Below are 15,363 nucleotides of genomic sequence, written 5' to 3' on the forward strand. Positions count from 1 at the left end.
ATCAATTCAAGGATCGGAATTAGAAATTACTAGTACGGATTTATATATCTGAACTATTTAACCGCATTTTGAAGAAAAATGGCAGGAGTTGTGCCTTTTAATTTCTTAAAAGCAGAAAAGAAAGTAGATTTGGAATTAAATCCAACTTCATATCCAATACCTTCTAATGTTAATTTGTTATCTGAAACTATAATATCACATGCTTCGTTTATGCGATACTCGTTGATAAAAGCCGTAAAGTTTTTCCCCATATTGTCATTTAAGACTTGTGATAACTGGTGTGCCGAAATATTAATTTCTTTTGATAATTCGCCTAGGGTAAGATTGGCATTTTGGTAAAGTTTTTTTTCCGACATTAATTGATGTAGTTTTTCAATCAAGACAACAGCCGTGTCATTATCTACTTTTTTATTACCGTATTTATTTGAACTAGCTGAAAATAAATCATCTGTTTTTTTTCTGTATAAGAGTTTTAATATGAAGATGTACAAGATAAACGTATAAGCAATTGAACCACTAATGTAAATTGGATAATTGATTGGCAGTAAACTTAAAACATAGGAAGCAAAAATTAGGATATTACTGCCATAGATACTTAGCAACCATTTTTCGAACCCGCTAATATTACTCTCTGTTGCAATTTTAGGTTTTGAAAATAATTTAAAAAGAATTGCTTTGAGTAAAAATCCAGTTGCCAAGATAAAAACAAACCATTGTAAGTAAATTATTTTCACGAAATATACACCCCAAAATTTCGGATAAGCTTCAAACGGAAATGCTATCCCAATAGGCAAAATAACAGCTAATAAAACAACAAAATTCCATTTCCATTTGCTGGGAATAACGATAGTTTGCTCTATGGATGATTTTACAAAATAAAATAATGCAGGTCCAATAAAAAAACAAGCAGAAAGCCCAATTTGCAAATAAATCCTTGGCAAATCAGGTTTGAAGAACAAAAAAAATGATTTCCCGATTCTGATGCTTAATACCAATAACAATAACCCTAAAAAATAATTAGACAGGTATTTCTTCTTAGTGAAAAAGAAAAAATAGCAACTCAAAATCAAGCCATTGAATGTACCCAATGCACTAAAAAAAAACAGAAGTTCTTTTGTGAAATTAATTTTAAACATGTTCTTTTTTCTTTATTTTGATATTCAACACTTTGATCTCCATTTCATAAATATGCCATTAGCAACTGGTAAAATTAGTCAGTTTTGCTTCAAGTTGATATTTTTGTTTTACAAACCCATCAAATATAGGATTTAATTTATAAAATTAGGATCCTCTAAATTATATTACTTAGAATGATTTATAATAACAAAAGGTTGTGTTTTCTTAGGAAACACAACCTTTTTTCACTTTTTAATCTACTGAAATTGTATGTCTTTTTTTCATACAGATTCAGCAGATTTTTTAACTCTTAAATTACTTATAAGCAATAGCTGCACTTGCAGAGCCTGTCAAAGGAACAATCGAAGTTGATTTGAAACCCACGCTTTTGGTCCATTTATTAAAACTGGAAAAAGTATAATCAAACCCAGTTCCTGTTTCTATCAGCATATTCAAACTCATCATCATCCCAAAAACATTTTTGGATCGATCATCATCAATCACATTTTCTATGGCTACAAATGCACCTCCTTCGGGAAGAGCATCATAAGCTTTTTGAAGAAGCGCTAATTTCTTTGGTTCATCCCAATCGTGAAGTATATTTCCCATTACCACGACATCTGCTTTTGGAAACTGATCAGTAAAAAAATCACCACTTGCGGTTACAACCCTATCCGAAAAAGGTGTTTTTGCAATTTTTTCTTTTGCTATAGGCTCAACAACAGGAAGATCAAAACTAGTGCATTTCATATGCGGTTGGTGCTTGGCAACCGTAGTGGACAATGCAGCACCGCATCCGCCAACATCCGTCAAGGTTTTGTATTTTGAAAAATCAAACTGCTGGGCAAAGGCATTAAAATTCCCCATTTGGATACTTCCCATCGCATTGATAAACTCCAATAATCTTTCTGGTGATTTGTAGAGTTCGTCAAACAAATTATCATCTCCTGCCTTAATTTCATTTTGCGGTAAACCAGTAAGCAAACCATCCTCCAAATTCCCCCAAAACTGATACAAACGATTATTCAGCATTTCGAGCATTCCTCCTATATAGGCCGGCTTATTTATAACCAGAAAAGCATCGGAATTGATACTATTCGAATAAACAGCCGACTCCAAAAGCCCTTTCCTATTGAGAAATCCAAGTCCCGTTAAAGCATCTAAAAAATCATACAAATGAATATCAGTACACTTCAGATTCAACATCGTCTTTATTTGCTGAGCTGTCATCGATTCCTTTTCGTCAAGTTTCGAGAACAATTGAAATTTTACTGCTGCCAAAAGCAGTTTTGAGGTCCAAAATCCGGAGCCGATTTGCATAATACTAGCCGGAGATGGCTGGTTGTCTTGATTTTCCATTTTTTTGTCTGATTTAATTTTGATTTAATTCATTCTAAAACTTCCAATACTTTAATTTCTCTATTATGATTAAAAACCACTTTTGTCCAAAATGATTTCGATTTTTTAGAGGTGGGATACCAATCCCTGTTTTCTTCCACAAGGATAAAAAGTCCCGTTACCGTTCCTAAAACAATAAATTTGGGCAATTTGGGCTGTTTTGAATAGGGCGTTAATCCATATTTTTCAAAAAGTTCATCGCATTGTATAACTGCATTTCTGGAAACCAATCCAATCTCGCTTACCGACAGAATAGATTTACCATCAAACGGTTTTTCAGAAGCGTTATCCAAATCGTTTCTCGCAATGAACTCCAATATATTTCCGTTATTGTCATAAAAATAAAAGGACTTAGCATTCCAATTGTAGAAATCGGCAATTTTATCGGGCGGAATCACATACATGATTTCTGTTTTGCCTTCTATCCAAGAGAAGGCTTCCAGTAATTTATTGTTGGGGACATCAAAAGCAAAATGATAAACCGGCTTTACATTTTGGGAAGAATGAAAAGTCAGTTTTGTGCTCCCTGCATTGAATGAAACACTGTTGCAATCTCCATATAAAGTATCCAATCCCAAAACCCTGTTGTAAAAAGATTCGGTTTCGGGAATATTATCCGACAATAATTCCAATTCCAGTATATTCATCTTTTTAAAATTGCAATTACCCTTACTCTACAAAAAACACATAAGTATCTATATTTCAATTTATTACAAATATAACAAATAAATCCAAGCGATTATTACCTACTAAATCAATCCTTTTTTTATTTCACCGGCAAATTGCCCTTCATCAGTCCATATAGTTTGCCTATTTTTGAAAAAAAATTAAATCAAAATGAAAAAAGCCCTACTCCTGCTCTTAATCCTACCAGCAATCTGCAATGCACAATTCAAAGATATTTTAACCAAAGCCACCGATAAAATAAATGCTGTTACAAAATCAAACAGCAGTCTTGACATTGCAGCAGGTTTAAAAGAGGCTCTCAACAAGGGAGTTTCTGTCCAAGTATCCAAACTAACTGCTATGGATGGCTTTTATAAAAATGAAGCGGTAAAAATTCTAATGCCAGAGGAATTAGCCAAACTAGACAAAACTTTGCGAAAAATGGGTATGTCAAAATTAGCAGATGAAGGTATCCTAGCTTTAAATAGAGCTGCCGAAGATGCCGTAAAAGAAGCTACGCCTATATTTGTTTCAGCAATTAAAAATATAACCATAACCGATGCTAAAAGCATCTTGCTTGGAAATGAAAATACTGCAACGGTTTATCTGCAGTCAGCTACTACAACTTCGCTATATGCAAAATTCAATCCAGTTGTTCAACAATCGATTGGGAAAGTTGGTGCTGATATAATTTGGACAAAAATAATAAAGCAATACAACACCATACCGTTTGTCACCAAAGTAAACCCTGACCTTACCGATTATGTAACCAACAAAGCTCTCGATGGCGTTTTTAAAATGATCACTGTTGAAGAAAAAAATATTAGAACTGACATCAATGCCAGAACATCAAATGTTTTAAAGAAAGTATTTGCACTGCAGGACAAAAAACAGCAATAGAAATCAGGCAGTTAAGAATTGATAAAAAAATAAGAAAATTAATATGTTAAAATTAAATTTGAAAACTTAACTTTTCATCAATAACTAATAACAGTTCCTTAACAGCAACACATAAACATTATACTGATCTTTGCAATGTAATAAACTGGTTATTTATTATTTTGGTTTTGGTTAGTTATAAAATTGCCTGCATCTATATGGTGCAGGCATTTTTTATTTAGGCTCACTGCCCGATTTACTTAGCTGTATGTATAAAAGACAAAACTGCCGTATTGAAAGCATTTGGCTGCTCCACATTTACAACATGCCCGCAATTTTCGATTACAAATAATTGTGAAGATCGATAATGGCTTTCCACTACTTTGCGGACAGCTGGCAGGAACATATAATCTTCTTCACCCATAACATAAAGCGTAGGAATATTTAATTCTACCTGTCTGAACCACTTTAGTACAGGATTTATCTCAGCCGTTAGCTTAAACCATTTTATAAATTCCTTTTGATACAGTTTCTTAGCTTCTGTAATAAAAAGAGATCGGGATTGCTTATGGCTTTTTTTAGGCATTATCACAAAAGCAAAAAACTTGTATAATACTAAATAAGGCAATACATACTTAAAAGTATTTCCCAAACGCATTAAAATTTGAGAACGAAAATTCATTTTTAAGATAGCGCCTCCAAGAATCATGCTCTGTACTCTATCCGGATACATTTCGGCCAGTTGACGAATCAGGATTGTTCCTAATGATATTCCGACAAAATGTGATTTCTCTATTTTCAGATGATTCAAAACTTCAAGTATATCATTGGCTAAAGCCGAAAAAGTATATTTTTGCTTGAAAGCCGTTTTCAAAGTTGTTTTGGATTCTCCATGACCTCTTAAATCCAATAACAGAATGTTGTAGCTTTTTTTAAAATCCCTTATTTGTTTAAACCAAATAGACGAGCTTCCTCCGGCACCATGCACAAATGTGACCCATTGTTCGCTATTCTCGTTCTTATATACTGTGTAATTAATCACTTATGTTTTTTTTGGGGCAAATATAGTTCTTTTCTAGAGTTCCTAGGCATCATATTCCTTGACTTCTTAGACTATCACAATCAAGAGTAATCTTGTTATTTCTTTACTAAATACTATTATGCAAATATTTAAAATATTCTAAAGCCTTTATTAATCGGCTTCCATACCAAGAAAACATTTCCCCGTCAACCAAAATTACTTTGGCATTAACGGAGTCTTTCATCATTTCAAATCCATCCTCAGCTTTAAACGGAAACGGCTCTGAGGAAAGTAAAATCAGATCCAACCTTCCGTCAACATCCATTTTTTCAAGTTCTATTTCGGGATATCTTCCTTGAGAAGCATAATGATTCTGAAAATGATTCAGCTTTAGCAACTCATCTATAAAAGTTCCTGAACCAGCTGCCATATAGGGTTTTTTCCAAATGAAATAAGCCACTTTCCTAACTGGAATGTCTTTGATAAAATTTTTAAAGCCGCTCAAGGCAAAAGCCAATTTATCATTCCATTTTCGGGCTTCGGTTCTTTTATCAAAAAGCTCGCCGAAGTCGGTTATCATTTGGAAATTATCCTCTAAAGTTAAAATATCGGTTACCCAAACTGAACAAATCTTCCGCAGTTCATCCACTATTTCCTTGGTGTTCTCTTCTTTATTGCAAATAATAATATCGGGATTTAATGAACGGATTTTGTCGTAATTCACTTTTTTAGTTCCGCCAACTATTTTCTTCGTTGATTTCAGATGATAGGGATGCACGCAAAATTTAGTGATTCCAACTATCCTTTCTTCCAAACCCAAATCATACAGCAATTCGGTTTGGGAAGGCACGAGAGAAATGATCCGCTTAGGAGAAGATTCAAATGTATGAGATATTCCGAGTTGATCTATGAATTGTTTCATTTTGTCTAAAAGTTTAAATTGTTTAACACTCAAAGCGGAATAACTTTAAACTTTTGAATCCTTAAACTTTTAAACCCTTCAAAATTTCTTCCATTTCCTGCTGCATTTTTAAAGCTTCAATTCTTGCAAAATTGGCAAAATCGGTTCCGCTGGAAGCATAAATGATCGCACGGGAAGAATTAATCAACAATCCAACATTGTCATTCATACCGTATTTGCATACTTCTGAAAGGCTCCCGCCTTGTGCGCCAACACCTGGCACCAGCAAGAAACTATCGGGAACAATTTTTCGGACTTCGGTAAAATATTCGGCTTTGGTAGCGCCAATCACATACATTAGATTTTCAGAATTTTTCCAAGTCTTGGATGTTTCCAATACCTGCTTATACAGCTCTTTTCCATTTACCTGCAAAGTCTGAAAATCAAAAGCGCCTTCATTAGATGTCAACGCCAGCATTATGGTATGCTTGTTTTCGAATGCAAGAAAAGGCTCTACTGAATCTTTTCCCATATAAGGAGCAACAGTAACACTGTCAAAATTTAAATCCTCAAAAAATGCTTTAGCATACATTGAAGATGTATTTCCAATATCGCCTCTTTTAGCATCGGCGATGGTGAAAATTTCAGGATGCTTCTCGTTGATATAATCAATAGTCTTTTGCAGAGAAGTCCATCCTTTTATTCCATAGGCTTCAAAAAAAGCAACATTAGGTTTATATGCCACAGCCAAATCATGTGTAGCATCTATGATAGCCTTATTAAATTCGAAAATTGGATCTTCGGATTCTAATAAATGTTGTGGAATTTTATTCAAATCTACATCTAAACCTACGCATAGAAATGATTTTTTTATTTTGATCTGCTCGCAAAGCTGTTGTGTTGTCATGTCAAATTTAGTTCTGGGCGCAAATTTACAAAGTTGAATCTAAAAAACTTGAAATTTTACAACATTCCTCAGCAATTGTGTAAGAAGCTTGAAGCTAAACTGACATAAATTTGTAATGAACATCATGGGGATGATTCTATGAACTAATAAAAACATTGCGAAGACCACAGAAATTAAAGGATGAAATTACAAAATGGATTACTGATTTGTAATTAGTCCTGCCAGTTAACAAAATTGAGCTGTCTTTTTTTTTTTACTAATCACTATTTGGGCTCTTTATTCTACAGACAGTCCAAAAATCGAATAAGGAACTTAAGGCAATACAAATGCAAAACCTTCAAAACTAAACACTTCCTTATAGAAAAATAACACAAATTTTCCTAAATATGAAAGTTTTTTTATTTTATTTGTATGTTATTTTACCTAAATGGGAATTATATAAAACAACAAAAATACAATATAACATAAGAACCTTTCATCTAACCCACCTTTGTATGTAGTATAGAAACTAATAAAAACTAAAACTTATGAAAAACCAAATTAAATTTTTAGCCACTATTGCTTTTATAGGATTATCATTAATCAATGTTCAGGCACAGACAAATTCTAATGAGCCGCAATTTGGAATAAAAGGAGGAGTAAATTTTTCTAATATTTATAATGCCGAAGTCGATGACAACAATATCTTGACAAGCTTTAATGCCGGTCTTTACGGTGCATTCCCAATTGGTGATATTATCTCCGTTCAACCCGAGATTTTATACAGCCGAAAAGGAGGGGAATTAACATATAACAATGCAATTATCACAGGGAAAACACAATTTAAATTGAACTATATAGAAGTCCCTGCTTTACTAAAAGTAAATATAACAGAAAACCTGAGTGTTCATGCGGGTCCTTATTTTGCTTACTTAATAGACGCCGAAGTAAATAACGATGCAAACGGTAATGCAATAGACTTTGAAAACGATTATGACAATAATGATTTCAATAAATTTGATGTTGGCATTTCTGGCGGTGTTGGCTTCGGTTTTGATGTACTGGGGCTTGGCATCCGTTATAATTACGGACTTTCAACAGTAGGAAAAGAAAGAGACTTTGCTGGTACAGCATATACTATACCAAACGGAAAAAACAGCAATTTAAGCTTATATATGTCCTATAAATTAAATTAGCATCACATCTTAAAAAACAGAAAATGAGTTTAAAATAATCTAATAATTAAAATACTTATAAAATGAAAAATTTAAAATTAACATTCGTAATAATAGCAACTGTACTAGCTTTTGCATCATGTAAAGATGAAAAACAGGAAAAAGCACAAAAATCATTAGATGCTTACAGCAGTTATATCGATTCCTTAAGCAATGTCCAACAAGAAAAGGCCATAGAAAACTGGGCCATAATTGAAAGTGATTATGCAAGATTGAAATCGGAGGCCGAAATTTCATTGGCAGCCGCAACCGACAAAACAAAACTGCAGGACAGCTTAAATACTGCATCACTCAGATATGAAGAATTCAAAACCAACATTTTATCTGAAAAAGAAAAAACCGATGCTGATGCTGGTGCTGCTGACGCTAAAACCAATAAATATAAAATTTTGTTTGGCGAAAATTATGTTAATGATGACATGAAGTTCAATTGGGTTAACAAAGACAATATACTAAGTGTGTATGAGAACTTCGTAAATACAGTCAAAAAAAATAAAGATTCTTATTCTCGTGAAGATTGGGATGAAATTAAATTGGTTTATGAAGCATTAGATTCAAGAAAAAACACAGTTGAAAAAGAAGGTTTAACCAGTCATGACAATAATAAAATTGCGCTACTAAAACTTAAGTTTGCCCCAATGTATACCGTTAATAGAATGGGAGCAAAATCAGAAGAAAATGCTGAAGCAAAAAAATAATTTACTTTCTCGGGGGATAAAGTATTTTATAAAAAAAATGAGGTCGTACAGACCTCATTTTTTTATTATATAAAAACGAAATTATAATTTCCCTTCGTAGACAGTTCCTACGTGGATAACTTCAGTTCTTCTATTTTGAGCTCTTCCCGCTGCCGTTTTATTGCTGGCAACTGGTTTGGTTGCTCCAAATCCTTTATACGTTAAATTTTCAGGATTAACTCCTTTAGCAACTAATGCATCCATAACTGCTTTTGCTCTCGCTTCAGAAAGTTTTTGATTAGCTATTGCGTTTCCTACGTTATCAGTATGCCCTTCAATAGAGAATTTAGCATTTGGATAATTTTTGATAATTTCTTTAATAGCATCCAATCTTCCATCTGTCTGGCCCTTATCGGCTGTTTGTAAAACCGCTTTTCCAGTAACAAAGAACACAGCTCTCGCTTGAACTTTAAGTTCTTTTAATGCTTCTTTAGTTACCTCTGGACAGCCTTTATTACTGGCAGGTCCAGCAACAGTAGGACACTCATCTTCTTTATCAAGAACACCGTCTTTATCTGCATCAAGTTCAGGACAGCCGGCATTAGCAGCCAATCCTTTTTCGTTAGGGCATTTATCATCTTTATCCAGCACTGAATCGCCATCAGTATCCGGCCAAGGACAGCCTTTATTTTCAACCGGTCCTGCAATATTTGGACAAGCATCAACATTATCAAGAACAGTATCTTTATCAGCATCACCCCAAGGGCATCCTTTATTTTCAGCTGAACCTGCAACAGTAGGACAAGCATCATCATTATCTGTAACAGTATCTGCATCAGTATCCGGCCAAGGACAGCCTTTATTTTCAATTGGTCCTGCAAGCTTTGGACAGGAATCATCATTATCTAAAATACCATCTTCATCAGTATCTTTAAATTTCTTTTGATAGACCGGTATCTTGAAACCAAAATAAACATCAGCCGCTTTTGATTCTTTTGAAAACACATTGGTAATCAATGAACTTGAACCAACAAAAAGCGGTCCAAAACGCAATCCGGTTCCTACCTGCATGCCACTGTATTCCATATAATTTATTGGCAGTGAGAATGTAAACCATCTCGTTTCATATCGGGGAGTTAAAACCCAAATATTTGCAGTGCTTGATGTATTTAAATTAGATTTATTTGCTAAACTAAGATTTCCATTTAAATTCAAATAGAATTTCTTGTGCATATTCCAATCAATATCCATATGCGCTACTGCAGGCAAATTAACATTCTCGTCTTTATAAGTCGTAACCGGATTATTATAAAGGTTTAAAAAGTCTTCGATATTGTCAGCATTTTCAACATTCGCCTGACTGATTGTTTTGTTTAAATCATAAACTTCTCTTTTTACATTTTTATATTTAATCGATCCTAAATCAGTCACAGAAAGGCCAAAACGCAATTTATATTTATTTAAGTCTCTAAAATTATTATCTACAGCTGTGGCCTTTTTTAAATCATATGATTCATAATCTGGTCTCCATTCGTATATCAAACCAAAATCTGCACCATACCCCTTTGATTCAGAGTCAAATTTCACATCCTCATCGCCGGTAATATAATCCTGGCTGGTGCCTAAAACAAGTTCACCCTTAGTAGTAAGTGTGCTGGTTAAAGGATTATTTGTTTTATTAAATTTTGCATTTACATTACTTCCTTTTGCATAAGAATTAACACCTCCAACTAAATATTTAGCAGTAAGACCACCTTTTAGAAAATGCTGTTTGCTTTGCCATAAAACAGCAGCATAAGACAATCCAACTTCACCCCACGCATGTCCTACAAAATTTGGGCTTCCCACAGGAATATCAAAACTAGAAGCGTCATCAATACCGTCTTTCACCTTATCATATAATTCTCCGTTTATGTCTACTAAATTCACAACAGCTCTTGCTCTGGTATAAAGAGCAAGAGAATGTTTTGGAGCTATATTAAACATAAATGAAGGTCCCATCACATCAGAAAAAACAAATCCCCCATTATTTTTAGCAGGGGTTCTAGCTCCGTCTCTATTAACCTCATAAGAATCTTTTGACAAATCGAATAAGCTTAGACCATAAAAATCATTGGTCAAAGTTCCGCTGGCAGAAAACAGATTAATATCCGTTTTAAAACGGGAATCAACAATAGATGCCGGATTAAAAAGAACTCCTTGAACTCCAGCATAATTATCCGGAATGTAACCCATATAGGATTGGGCATTTGCTTTTACAATTGAAAACAAAACAATTAAAAACAATAATGATTTTTTCATCTAATAGATTTTAGTTATTATTAATACAATTTTTATTATATTTTTAAATCAGCACAAAAAAAACACTTAATCAGCTTTTTTACAACTAACTAAGTGTTATTATTCAATCAAATTTTATTAGAAAACTTCACTGGCTTCTTTTAATTTCTCCATATTGTTAACCAACTGCAGTTCGTCAACAATTTTCTGGATATCACCGTTCATGATATTTCCTAAATCATATAAAGTCAAACCAACTCTATGATCTGTTACACGTCCTTGAGCATAATTGTAAGTACGAATCTTAGCCGAACGGTCACCTGAACTTACTTGAGAAGTACGTTTGGTAGCATCTTCAGCCTGTTTTTTGGCCAATTCCATTTCGTACAAACGAGAACGCAAAACCGTCAACGCTTTGTCTTTATTTTTATGCTGTGATTTTTGATCCTGACATTGCGCCACCAATCCAGTCGGAATGTGCGTTAAACGTACTGCCGATTTCGTAGTGTTTACCGATTGTCCTCCAGGTCCAGATGAACAGAAAAAATCCACACGAACATCGTTCATATCAATCTGCACATCAAATTCCTCTGCTTCTGGAAGCACCATAACTGTTGCTGCTGATGTATGCACACGACCTTGAGTTTCCGTTTGGGGAACACGCTGCACACGGTGAACACCCGCTTCAAACTTCAGCGTTCCATAAACATCCTCTCCAGTAACCTCAAAAATAACCTCTTTGAAACCGCCAGATGTTCCTTCGTTCATATCCACAACCGAAGTTCTCCAGCCTTGCCCTTCACAATATTTAGTGTACATTCTGAACAAATCCCCTGCAAAAATACTCGCTTCGTCCCCACCCGTTCCAGCGCGGATCTCCACCATTACGTTTTTGGCATCTTCAGGATCTTTCGGGATTAGCATGAATTTGATTTCATCTTCCAGTTCCGGCAGTCTTTCTTTGGCTTCGTCCAATTGCATTTTGGCCATTTCCACCATATCGGCATCACTGCCGTCGGCAATAATTTCATTGGCTTCCTCAATGTTGGCCAATACCAAAACATATTCTTCACGCTTTTCAACCAAGGCTTTAATACTTTTGTATTCCTGGTTAAGCAGCACATACCGTTTTTGATCAGCGATAACATCCGGCTGAATAATCAAATCCGAAATCTCGTCAAAACGCTGTTTTACATATTGAAGTCTATCTAACATTTTCTCGTTCCTTTTTTTTTGGACTGCAAAATTACAAAATTTTTGTTGAAAATTCTATCATTAAAATTTTGAGTTTTTCAGGAGCTGTTTCCTGCTATCCGCTTGTATCTTTTTCTTGCCAAAAGGCGCAAGAAAAAGGATACCGCTTCATACGAGCGAAGGAATTGACGAAGTAATCAGAGCTAAGACATTTGTGCCAAAAAACAGCTTTTACGGTTTCTCGTAAAATTACTGAATAAAAAGAATTTACTTTTGAAAACACAAAACCAAAACATTATTACATCCATTTGGTATTTAGATTATCTTTTTGAAAAATTAACTAAATAATGTTTTTTATACTTGGCTGCCTAAAAAGGGTGACCTTGTGTGATTTTTACCGCCTCGCTCAATAAAGTATTGTTTAAAAGTGTGAAATGCTCCGTAAAGTGATGAGACTTTACGGAGCATTTTTTCTTTTAATACAGCACTTAACAAAGAACAAACCTATACTTCCTGAAAAATCAAAGTAGAATTATGTCCGCCAAAGCCAAAAGCATTGCTCATTGCTGTTTGTATATTTTTTTGCAAAGGTTCATTTCTTACGATTTGAATATTTTCAGGAATTTCGGGATCAATATTTTCGATGTTGATAGTAGGCGGAATTGTATTTTCATTGATTGATTTTATAGCCAGAATAGCTTCAATTGCTCCCGCTGCTCCCAGCAAATGCCCTGTCATTGATTTGCTGGAACTTACCCACAAGTTTTTCGAACCTTTGAACGTTTTATTCACTGCTTTCAATTCGGCAATATCTCCAACAGGCGTTGAAGTAGCATGCAAATTCAAATAATCCAGTTGTGATATATTGAGTTTTGCTTCTTCCAGAGCCAATTGCATCGCTTTGGCAGCGCCTAAACCTTCAGGATGCGGTGATGTCATGTGATATGCATCTGCAGTCATTGATGCACCAACTAATTCGGCATAAATTTTGGCTCCGCGTTTTTTGGCGTGTTCATACTCTTCCAAAATCAATGCTCCTGCTCCTTCCCCCATCACAAAACCATCACGGTCTCTATCAAAAGGACGGCTTGCTGTGAACGGATCGTTATTTCTGGCAGACATCGCTTTCATAGCACAAAAACCGCCAACCGAAGCCGCAGTAATAGGCGCTTCCGAACCACCGCTTACAAATATTTTGGCTTTGCCAAGACGGATATAATTAAAGGCATCCATAATGGCAGTATTAGAAGTAGCACAAGCAGAAACCGTGGTGTAATTAATCCCTTGCAGGCCAAATTTCATAGAAATCATTCCAGAAGCCATATTCACAATCAATCGAGGTACAAAAAACGGACTGAAACGTGGAATATAATTTCCCGTTACATAATTTTCAACTTCGGATTCAAAAGTTTCCATTCCGCCTTGTCCAACTCCCCAAATTACGCCAATATCGAAAGGATCAATTTTAGAAATATCCAATCCGGAATCTTCCAAAGCCTGTGATGCACTGTATAATGCATATTGCGTAAACAAATCGCTGCGCTTTATTTCGTTTCGATCCAGATATTTTTGGGGTTCAAAATCCTTTATTTCAGCAGCAATTTGCGTACGGAATTTTGAAGCGTCAAAACGGGTGATGATGCCTGTACTGCTTTTTCCTTCAAGACTGTTTTTCCAAAAAGATGCCACATCATTTCCCAACGGATTTATGGTTCCTAATCCTGTAATTACAACTCGTTTCATTTTATATTATTTTTTAGGAATTAAAAAGCTTACCATTTTTTCAACAAATGGCGAAATAATTAAGATGGCAGGAATCACGATTAAATAAGCTACTAGCCAAGATTTTAACCAAACAGCTAAATGTAAATGGGCCCAGCCAAGATTTATCGATATCAATGTAAAAGAAATAATTCCCGTTGTAACTATTCCCATTATCAATGCAAATGCAATTTTTTCTTTCATGGATTCTATTTTTTAAAATATTATGGATATTATATTACGAAGTCATTTTCTGAATTCTTGTTTTTGGTTCATCAGCTGAAGTGCTTCTTCTGGAGAAGACAGGTATAAACGATAGATATCTTCGGTTTGTCCAACCCTAATTTCAAATTCATTCTGTTCTAGTCCTGCAACAAACTGTTCGGCTACTACAACGGGTGAAATACATGCACTCCCCCCCTGAGATCAAAACGGTTTTATTTGTTGTTTTCATTTTATTGATTTTTTTAAATATACCAATCGGTATKTTTTTGACTAAATTTTTTTATTCTACTATTTCTTCATTAATAATTTTAACGACTCTGTTTAAAGCTAGGTATAAATTATCCGGTTTATTTGCCAATTTGGAAAGCAAAATACCACCTTCAATTAGCATTATAAATGTATTAGCATAATCCTTTGGATTAATTTCTTTCCTAAACTCTTTTTTTTCAATGCCCAATTCAATGATTTTTGCCACATTATTAGCCCAATTGACAAACGAATTTTGAACTGTTGTTTTCATAAAAGGCATCGCATCATCTACTTCTGTCGCTGAATTCAGTAATGCGCATCCTCCCTTTTCAAAAATCGAAGACCAATTATTACGATAAAAATCAGTAAATGCAATCAATTGGTTGTACGCCTCATTTTCTATCGAAATAGCCTCATCTAATTTCTTTGCTAATTCCCCTGAACTATGCTTAAATACAGCAATAATAACTTCTTCTTTATTTTTAAAATTCCCGTATATACTTCCTTTTGTAAGTCCGGTTGCAGCTGTAATATCAGACAAAGACGTTCCTGCATATCCATTTTTATTAAAAAGGGAGGCTGTTTTTTCTATGATCAGTTGACGTGTTTGTTCTGCTTTTGACATTTTAAAAAGATAATACTAAAAATTTATTGGACAAAGATATGAAATAATACCGAACGGTATATTTTTTTATTAAAAAAATATGCGACAATCATATACATGCAAAAATAGTCTTTACGGTTTCCCGCAACATACCTGAATCAAAAGGAGTTGCTTTTGAAAATAGAAATAAAACTGAATCTTTTTTCATGAGTGTTTTTGGTATTAATTCATATATTTGAGGAATTAACAAAGCCTGCAAAATAGTGCCAAT

General features: G+C 34.4%; 14 protein-coding genes. 3 read left to right on the top strand and 11 right to left on the bottom strand.

The genetic code is table 11. The features are described 5' to 3' along the window. Positions 1 to 53 precede the first annotated feature (53 nt). The 3 genes from AC1DVP_RS10795 to AC1DVP_RS10805 all read right to left on the bottom strand — a co-directional run bounded on the left by AC1DVP_RS10795 (position 54) and on the right by AC1DVP_RS10805 (position 3,161). A complete protein-coding gene (locus tag AC1DVP_RS10795) occupies positions 54 to 1,136 on the bottom strand; it encodes a helix-turn-helix domain-containing protein (RefSeq protein ID WP_477183479.1) in 1,083 nt (360 codons plus the stop codon). A 295-nt stretch (positions 1,137 to 1,431) separates the two neighbouring features. Next, positions 1,432 to 2,475 (bottom strand): methyltransferase, encoded by a 1,044-nt coding sequence (locus tag AC1DVP_RS10800; RefSeq protein WP_477183480.1) that lies wholly within the window; start codon positions 2,473 to 2,475, stop codon positions 1,432 to 1,434. 29 nt (positions 2,476 to 2,504) lie between these two features. Continuing rightward, a complete protein-coding gene (locus AC1DVP_RS10805) occupies positions 2,505 to 3,161 on the bottom strand; it encodes a VOC family protein (protein WP_477183481.1) in 657 nt (218 codons plus the stop codon). A gap of 190 nt (positions 3,162 to 3,351) precedes the next feature. Here AC1DVP_RS10805 and AC1DVP_RS10810 point away from each other — a divergent pair, with 190 nt between their 5' ends. Beyond that, positions 3,352 to 4,080, top strand: a complete 729-nt coding sequence (locus AC1DVP_RS10810; RefSeq protein WP_477183482.1) for a DUF4197 domain-containing protein — start codon at positions 3,352 to 3,354, stop codon at positions 4,078 to 4,080. A 235-nt stretch (positions 4,081 to 4,315) separates the two neighbouring features. Here the strand turns inward: AC1DVP_RS10810 and AC1DVP_RS10815 are convergent, their stop codons facing one another. The 3 genes from AC1DVP_RS10815 to pyrF form a co-directional block, all read right to left on the bottom strand. Continuing rightward, entirely contained in the window at positions 4,316 to 5,101 is a 786-nt protein-coding gene (locus tag AC1DVP_RS10815; RefSeq protein WP_477183483.1) for an alpha/beta fold hydrolase, read from the bottom strand. Between the two features lie 106 nt (positions 5,102 to 5,207). Next, positions 5,208 to 6,002, bottom strand: coding sequence for an ABC transporter substrate-binding protein (locus AC1DVP_RS10820; RefSeq protein WP_477183484.1), 795 nt, complete (start codon positions 6,000 to 6,002; stop codon positions 5,208 to 5,210). 61 nt (positions 6,003 to 6,063) lie between these two features. After that, positions 6,064 to 6,888: an orotidine-5'-phosphate decarboxylase gene (gene pyrF / locus AC1DVP_RS10825; protein ID WP_477183485.1), complete on the bottom strand. Its 825-nt coding sequence runs from the start codon at positions 6,886 to 6,888 to the stop codon at positions 6,064 to 6,066. 527 nt (positions 6,889 to 7,415) lie between these two features. Between pyrF and AC1DVP_RS10830 the strand changes: the two genes are divergently transcribed. Beyond that, entirely contained in the window at positions 7,416 to 8,063 is a 648-nt protein-coding gene (locus AC1DVP_RS10830; protein WP_477183486.1) for a porin family protein, read from the top strand. A gap of 62 nt (positions 8,064 to 8,125) precedes the next feature. Beyond that, the gene (locus tag AC1DVP_RS10835) at positions 8,126 to 8,800 is read left to right on the top strand and encodes a hypothetical protein (protein WP_477183487.1); all 675 of its coding nucleotides are present in this window, start codon (positions 8,126 to 8,128) and stop codon (positions 8,798 to 8,800) included. Positions 8,801 to 8,881: 81 nt separating this feature from the next. Here AC1DVP_RS10835 and AC1DVP_RS10840 read toward each other — a convergent pair whose 3' ends face one another. The 5 genes from AC1DVP_RS10840 to AC1DVP_RS10860 form a co-directional block, all read right to left on the bottom strand. After that, on the bottom strand, positions 8,882 to 11,080 hold the full coding sequence (locus tag AC1DVP_RS10840) for a DUF5723 family protein (protein ID WP_477183488.1): 2,199 nt from the start codon (positions 11,078 to 11,080) through the stop codon (positions 8,882 to 8,884). Positions 11,081 to 11,197: 117 nt separating this feature from the next. Beyond that, complete coding sequence (gene prfA / locus AC1DVP_RS10845; RefSeq protein WP_477183489.1) at positions 11,198 to 12,274, bottom strand: peptide chain release factor 1; 1,077 nt, start codon at positions 12,272 to 12,274, stop codon at positions 11,198 to 11,200. Positions 12,275 to 12,757: 483 nt separating this feature from the next. Next, positions 12,758 to 13,996, bottom strand: coding sequence for a beta-ketoacyl-ACP synthase II (fabF, locus tag AC1DVP_RS10850; protein WP_477183490.1), 1,239 nt, complete (start codon positions 13,994 to 13,996; stop codon positions 12,758 to 12,760). A 6-nt stretch (positions 13,997 to 14,002) separates the two neighbouring features. Next, the gene (locus AC1DVP_RS10855; RefSeq protein WP_477183491.1) at positions 14,003 to 14,218 is read right to left on the bottom strand and encodes a DUF2798 domain-containing protein; all 216 of its coding nucleotides are present in this window, start codon (positions 14,216 to 14,218) and stop codon (positions 14,003 to 14,005) included. Between the two features lie 301 nt (positions 14,219 to 14,519). Beyond that, the gene (locus AC1DVP_RS10860; protein WP_477183492.1) at positions 14,520 to 15,113 is read right to left on the bottom strand and encodes a TetR/AcrR family transcriptional regulator; all 594 of its coding nucleotides are present in this window, start codon (positions 15,111 to 15,113) and stop codon (positions 14,520 to 14,522) included. Positions 15,114 to 15,363 lie beyond the last annotated feature (250 nt).

The sequence above is a fragment of the Flavobacterium sp. P3_A6 genome (assembly GCF_056403035.1).

Excerpts from the sequence above, each read along its gene's own strand:
- fabF (WP_477183490.1), bottom strand. The coding sequence starts at position 13,996 with ATGAAACGAGTTGTAATTACAGGATTAGGAACCATAAATCCGTTGGGA.
- AC1DVP_RS10835 (WP_477183487.1), top strand. The coding sequence starts at position 8,126 with ATGAAAAATTTAAAATTAACATTCGTAATAATAGCAACTGTACTAGCT.
- AC1DVP_RS10800 (WP_477183480.1), bottom strand. The coding sequence starts at position 2,475 with ATGGAAAATCAAGACAACCAGCCATCTCCGGCTAGTATTATGCAAATC.
- AC1DVP_RS10820 (WP_477183484.1), bottom strand. The coding sequence starts at position 6,002 with ATGAAACAATTCATAGATCAACTCGGAATATCTCATACATTTGAATCT.
- AC1DVP_RS10860 (WP_477183492.1), bottom strand. The coding sequence starts at position 15,113 with ATGTCAAAAGCAGAACAAACACGTCAACTGATCATAGAAAAAACAGCC.
- AC1DVP_RS10805 (WP_477183481.1), bottom strand. The coding sequence starts at position 3,161 with ATGAATATACTGGAATTGGAATTATTGTCGGATAATATTCCCGAAACC.
- pyrF (WP_477183485.1), bottom strand. The coding sequence starts at position 6,888 with ATGACAACACAACAGCTTTGCGAGCAGATCAAAATAAAAAAATCATTT.
- AC1DVP_RS10840 (WP_477183488.1), bottom strand. The coding sequence starts at position 11,080 with ATGAAAAAATCATTATTGTTTTTAATTGTTTTGTTTTCAATTGTAAAA.
- AC1DVP_RS10810 (WP_477183482.1), top strand. The coding sequence starts at position 3,352 with ATGAAAAAAGCCCTACTCCTGCTCTTAATCCTACCAGCAATCTGCAAT.
- prfA (WP_477183489.1), bottom strand. The coding sequence starts at position 12,274 with ATGTTAGATAGACTTCAATATGTAAAACAGCGTTTTGACGAGATTTCG.
- AC1DVP_RS10830 (WP_477183486.1), top strand. The coding sequence starts at position 7,416 with ATGAAAAACCAAATTAAATTTTTAGCCACTATTGCTTTTATAGGATTA.
- AC1DVP_RS10855 (WP_477183491.1), bottom strand. The coding sequence starts at position 14,218 with ATGAAAGAAAAAATTGCATTTGCATTGATAATGGGAATAGTTACAACG.
- AC1DVP_RS10795 (WP_477183479.1), bottom strand. The coding sequence starts at position 1,136 with ATGTTTAAAATTAATTTCACAAAAGAACTTCTGTTTTTTTTTAGTGCA.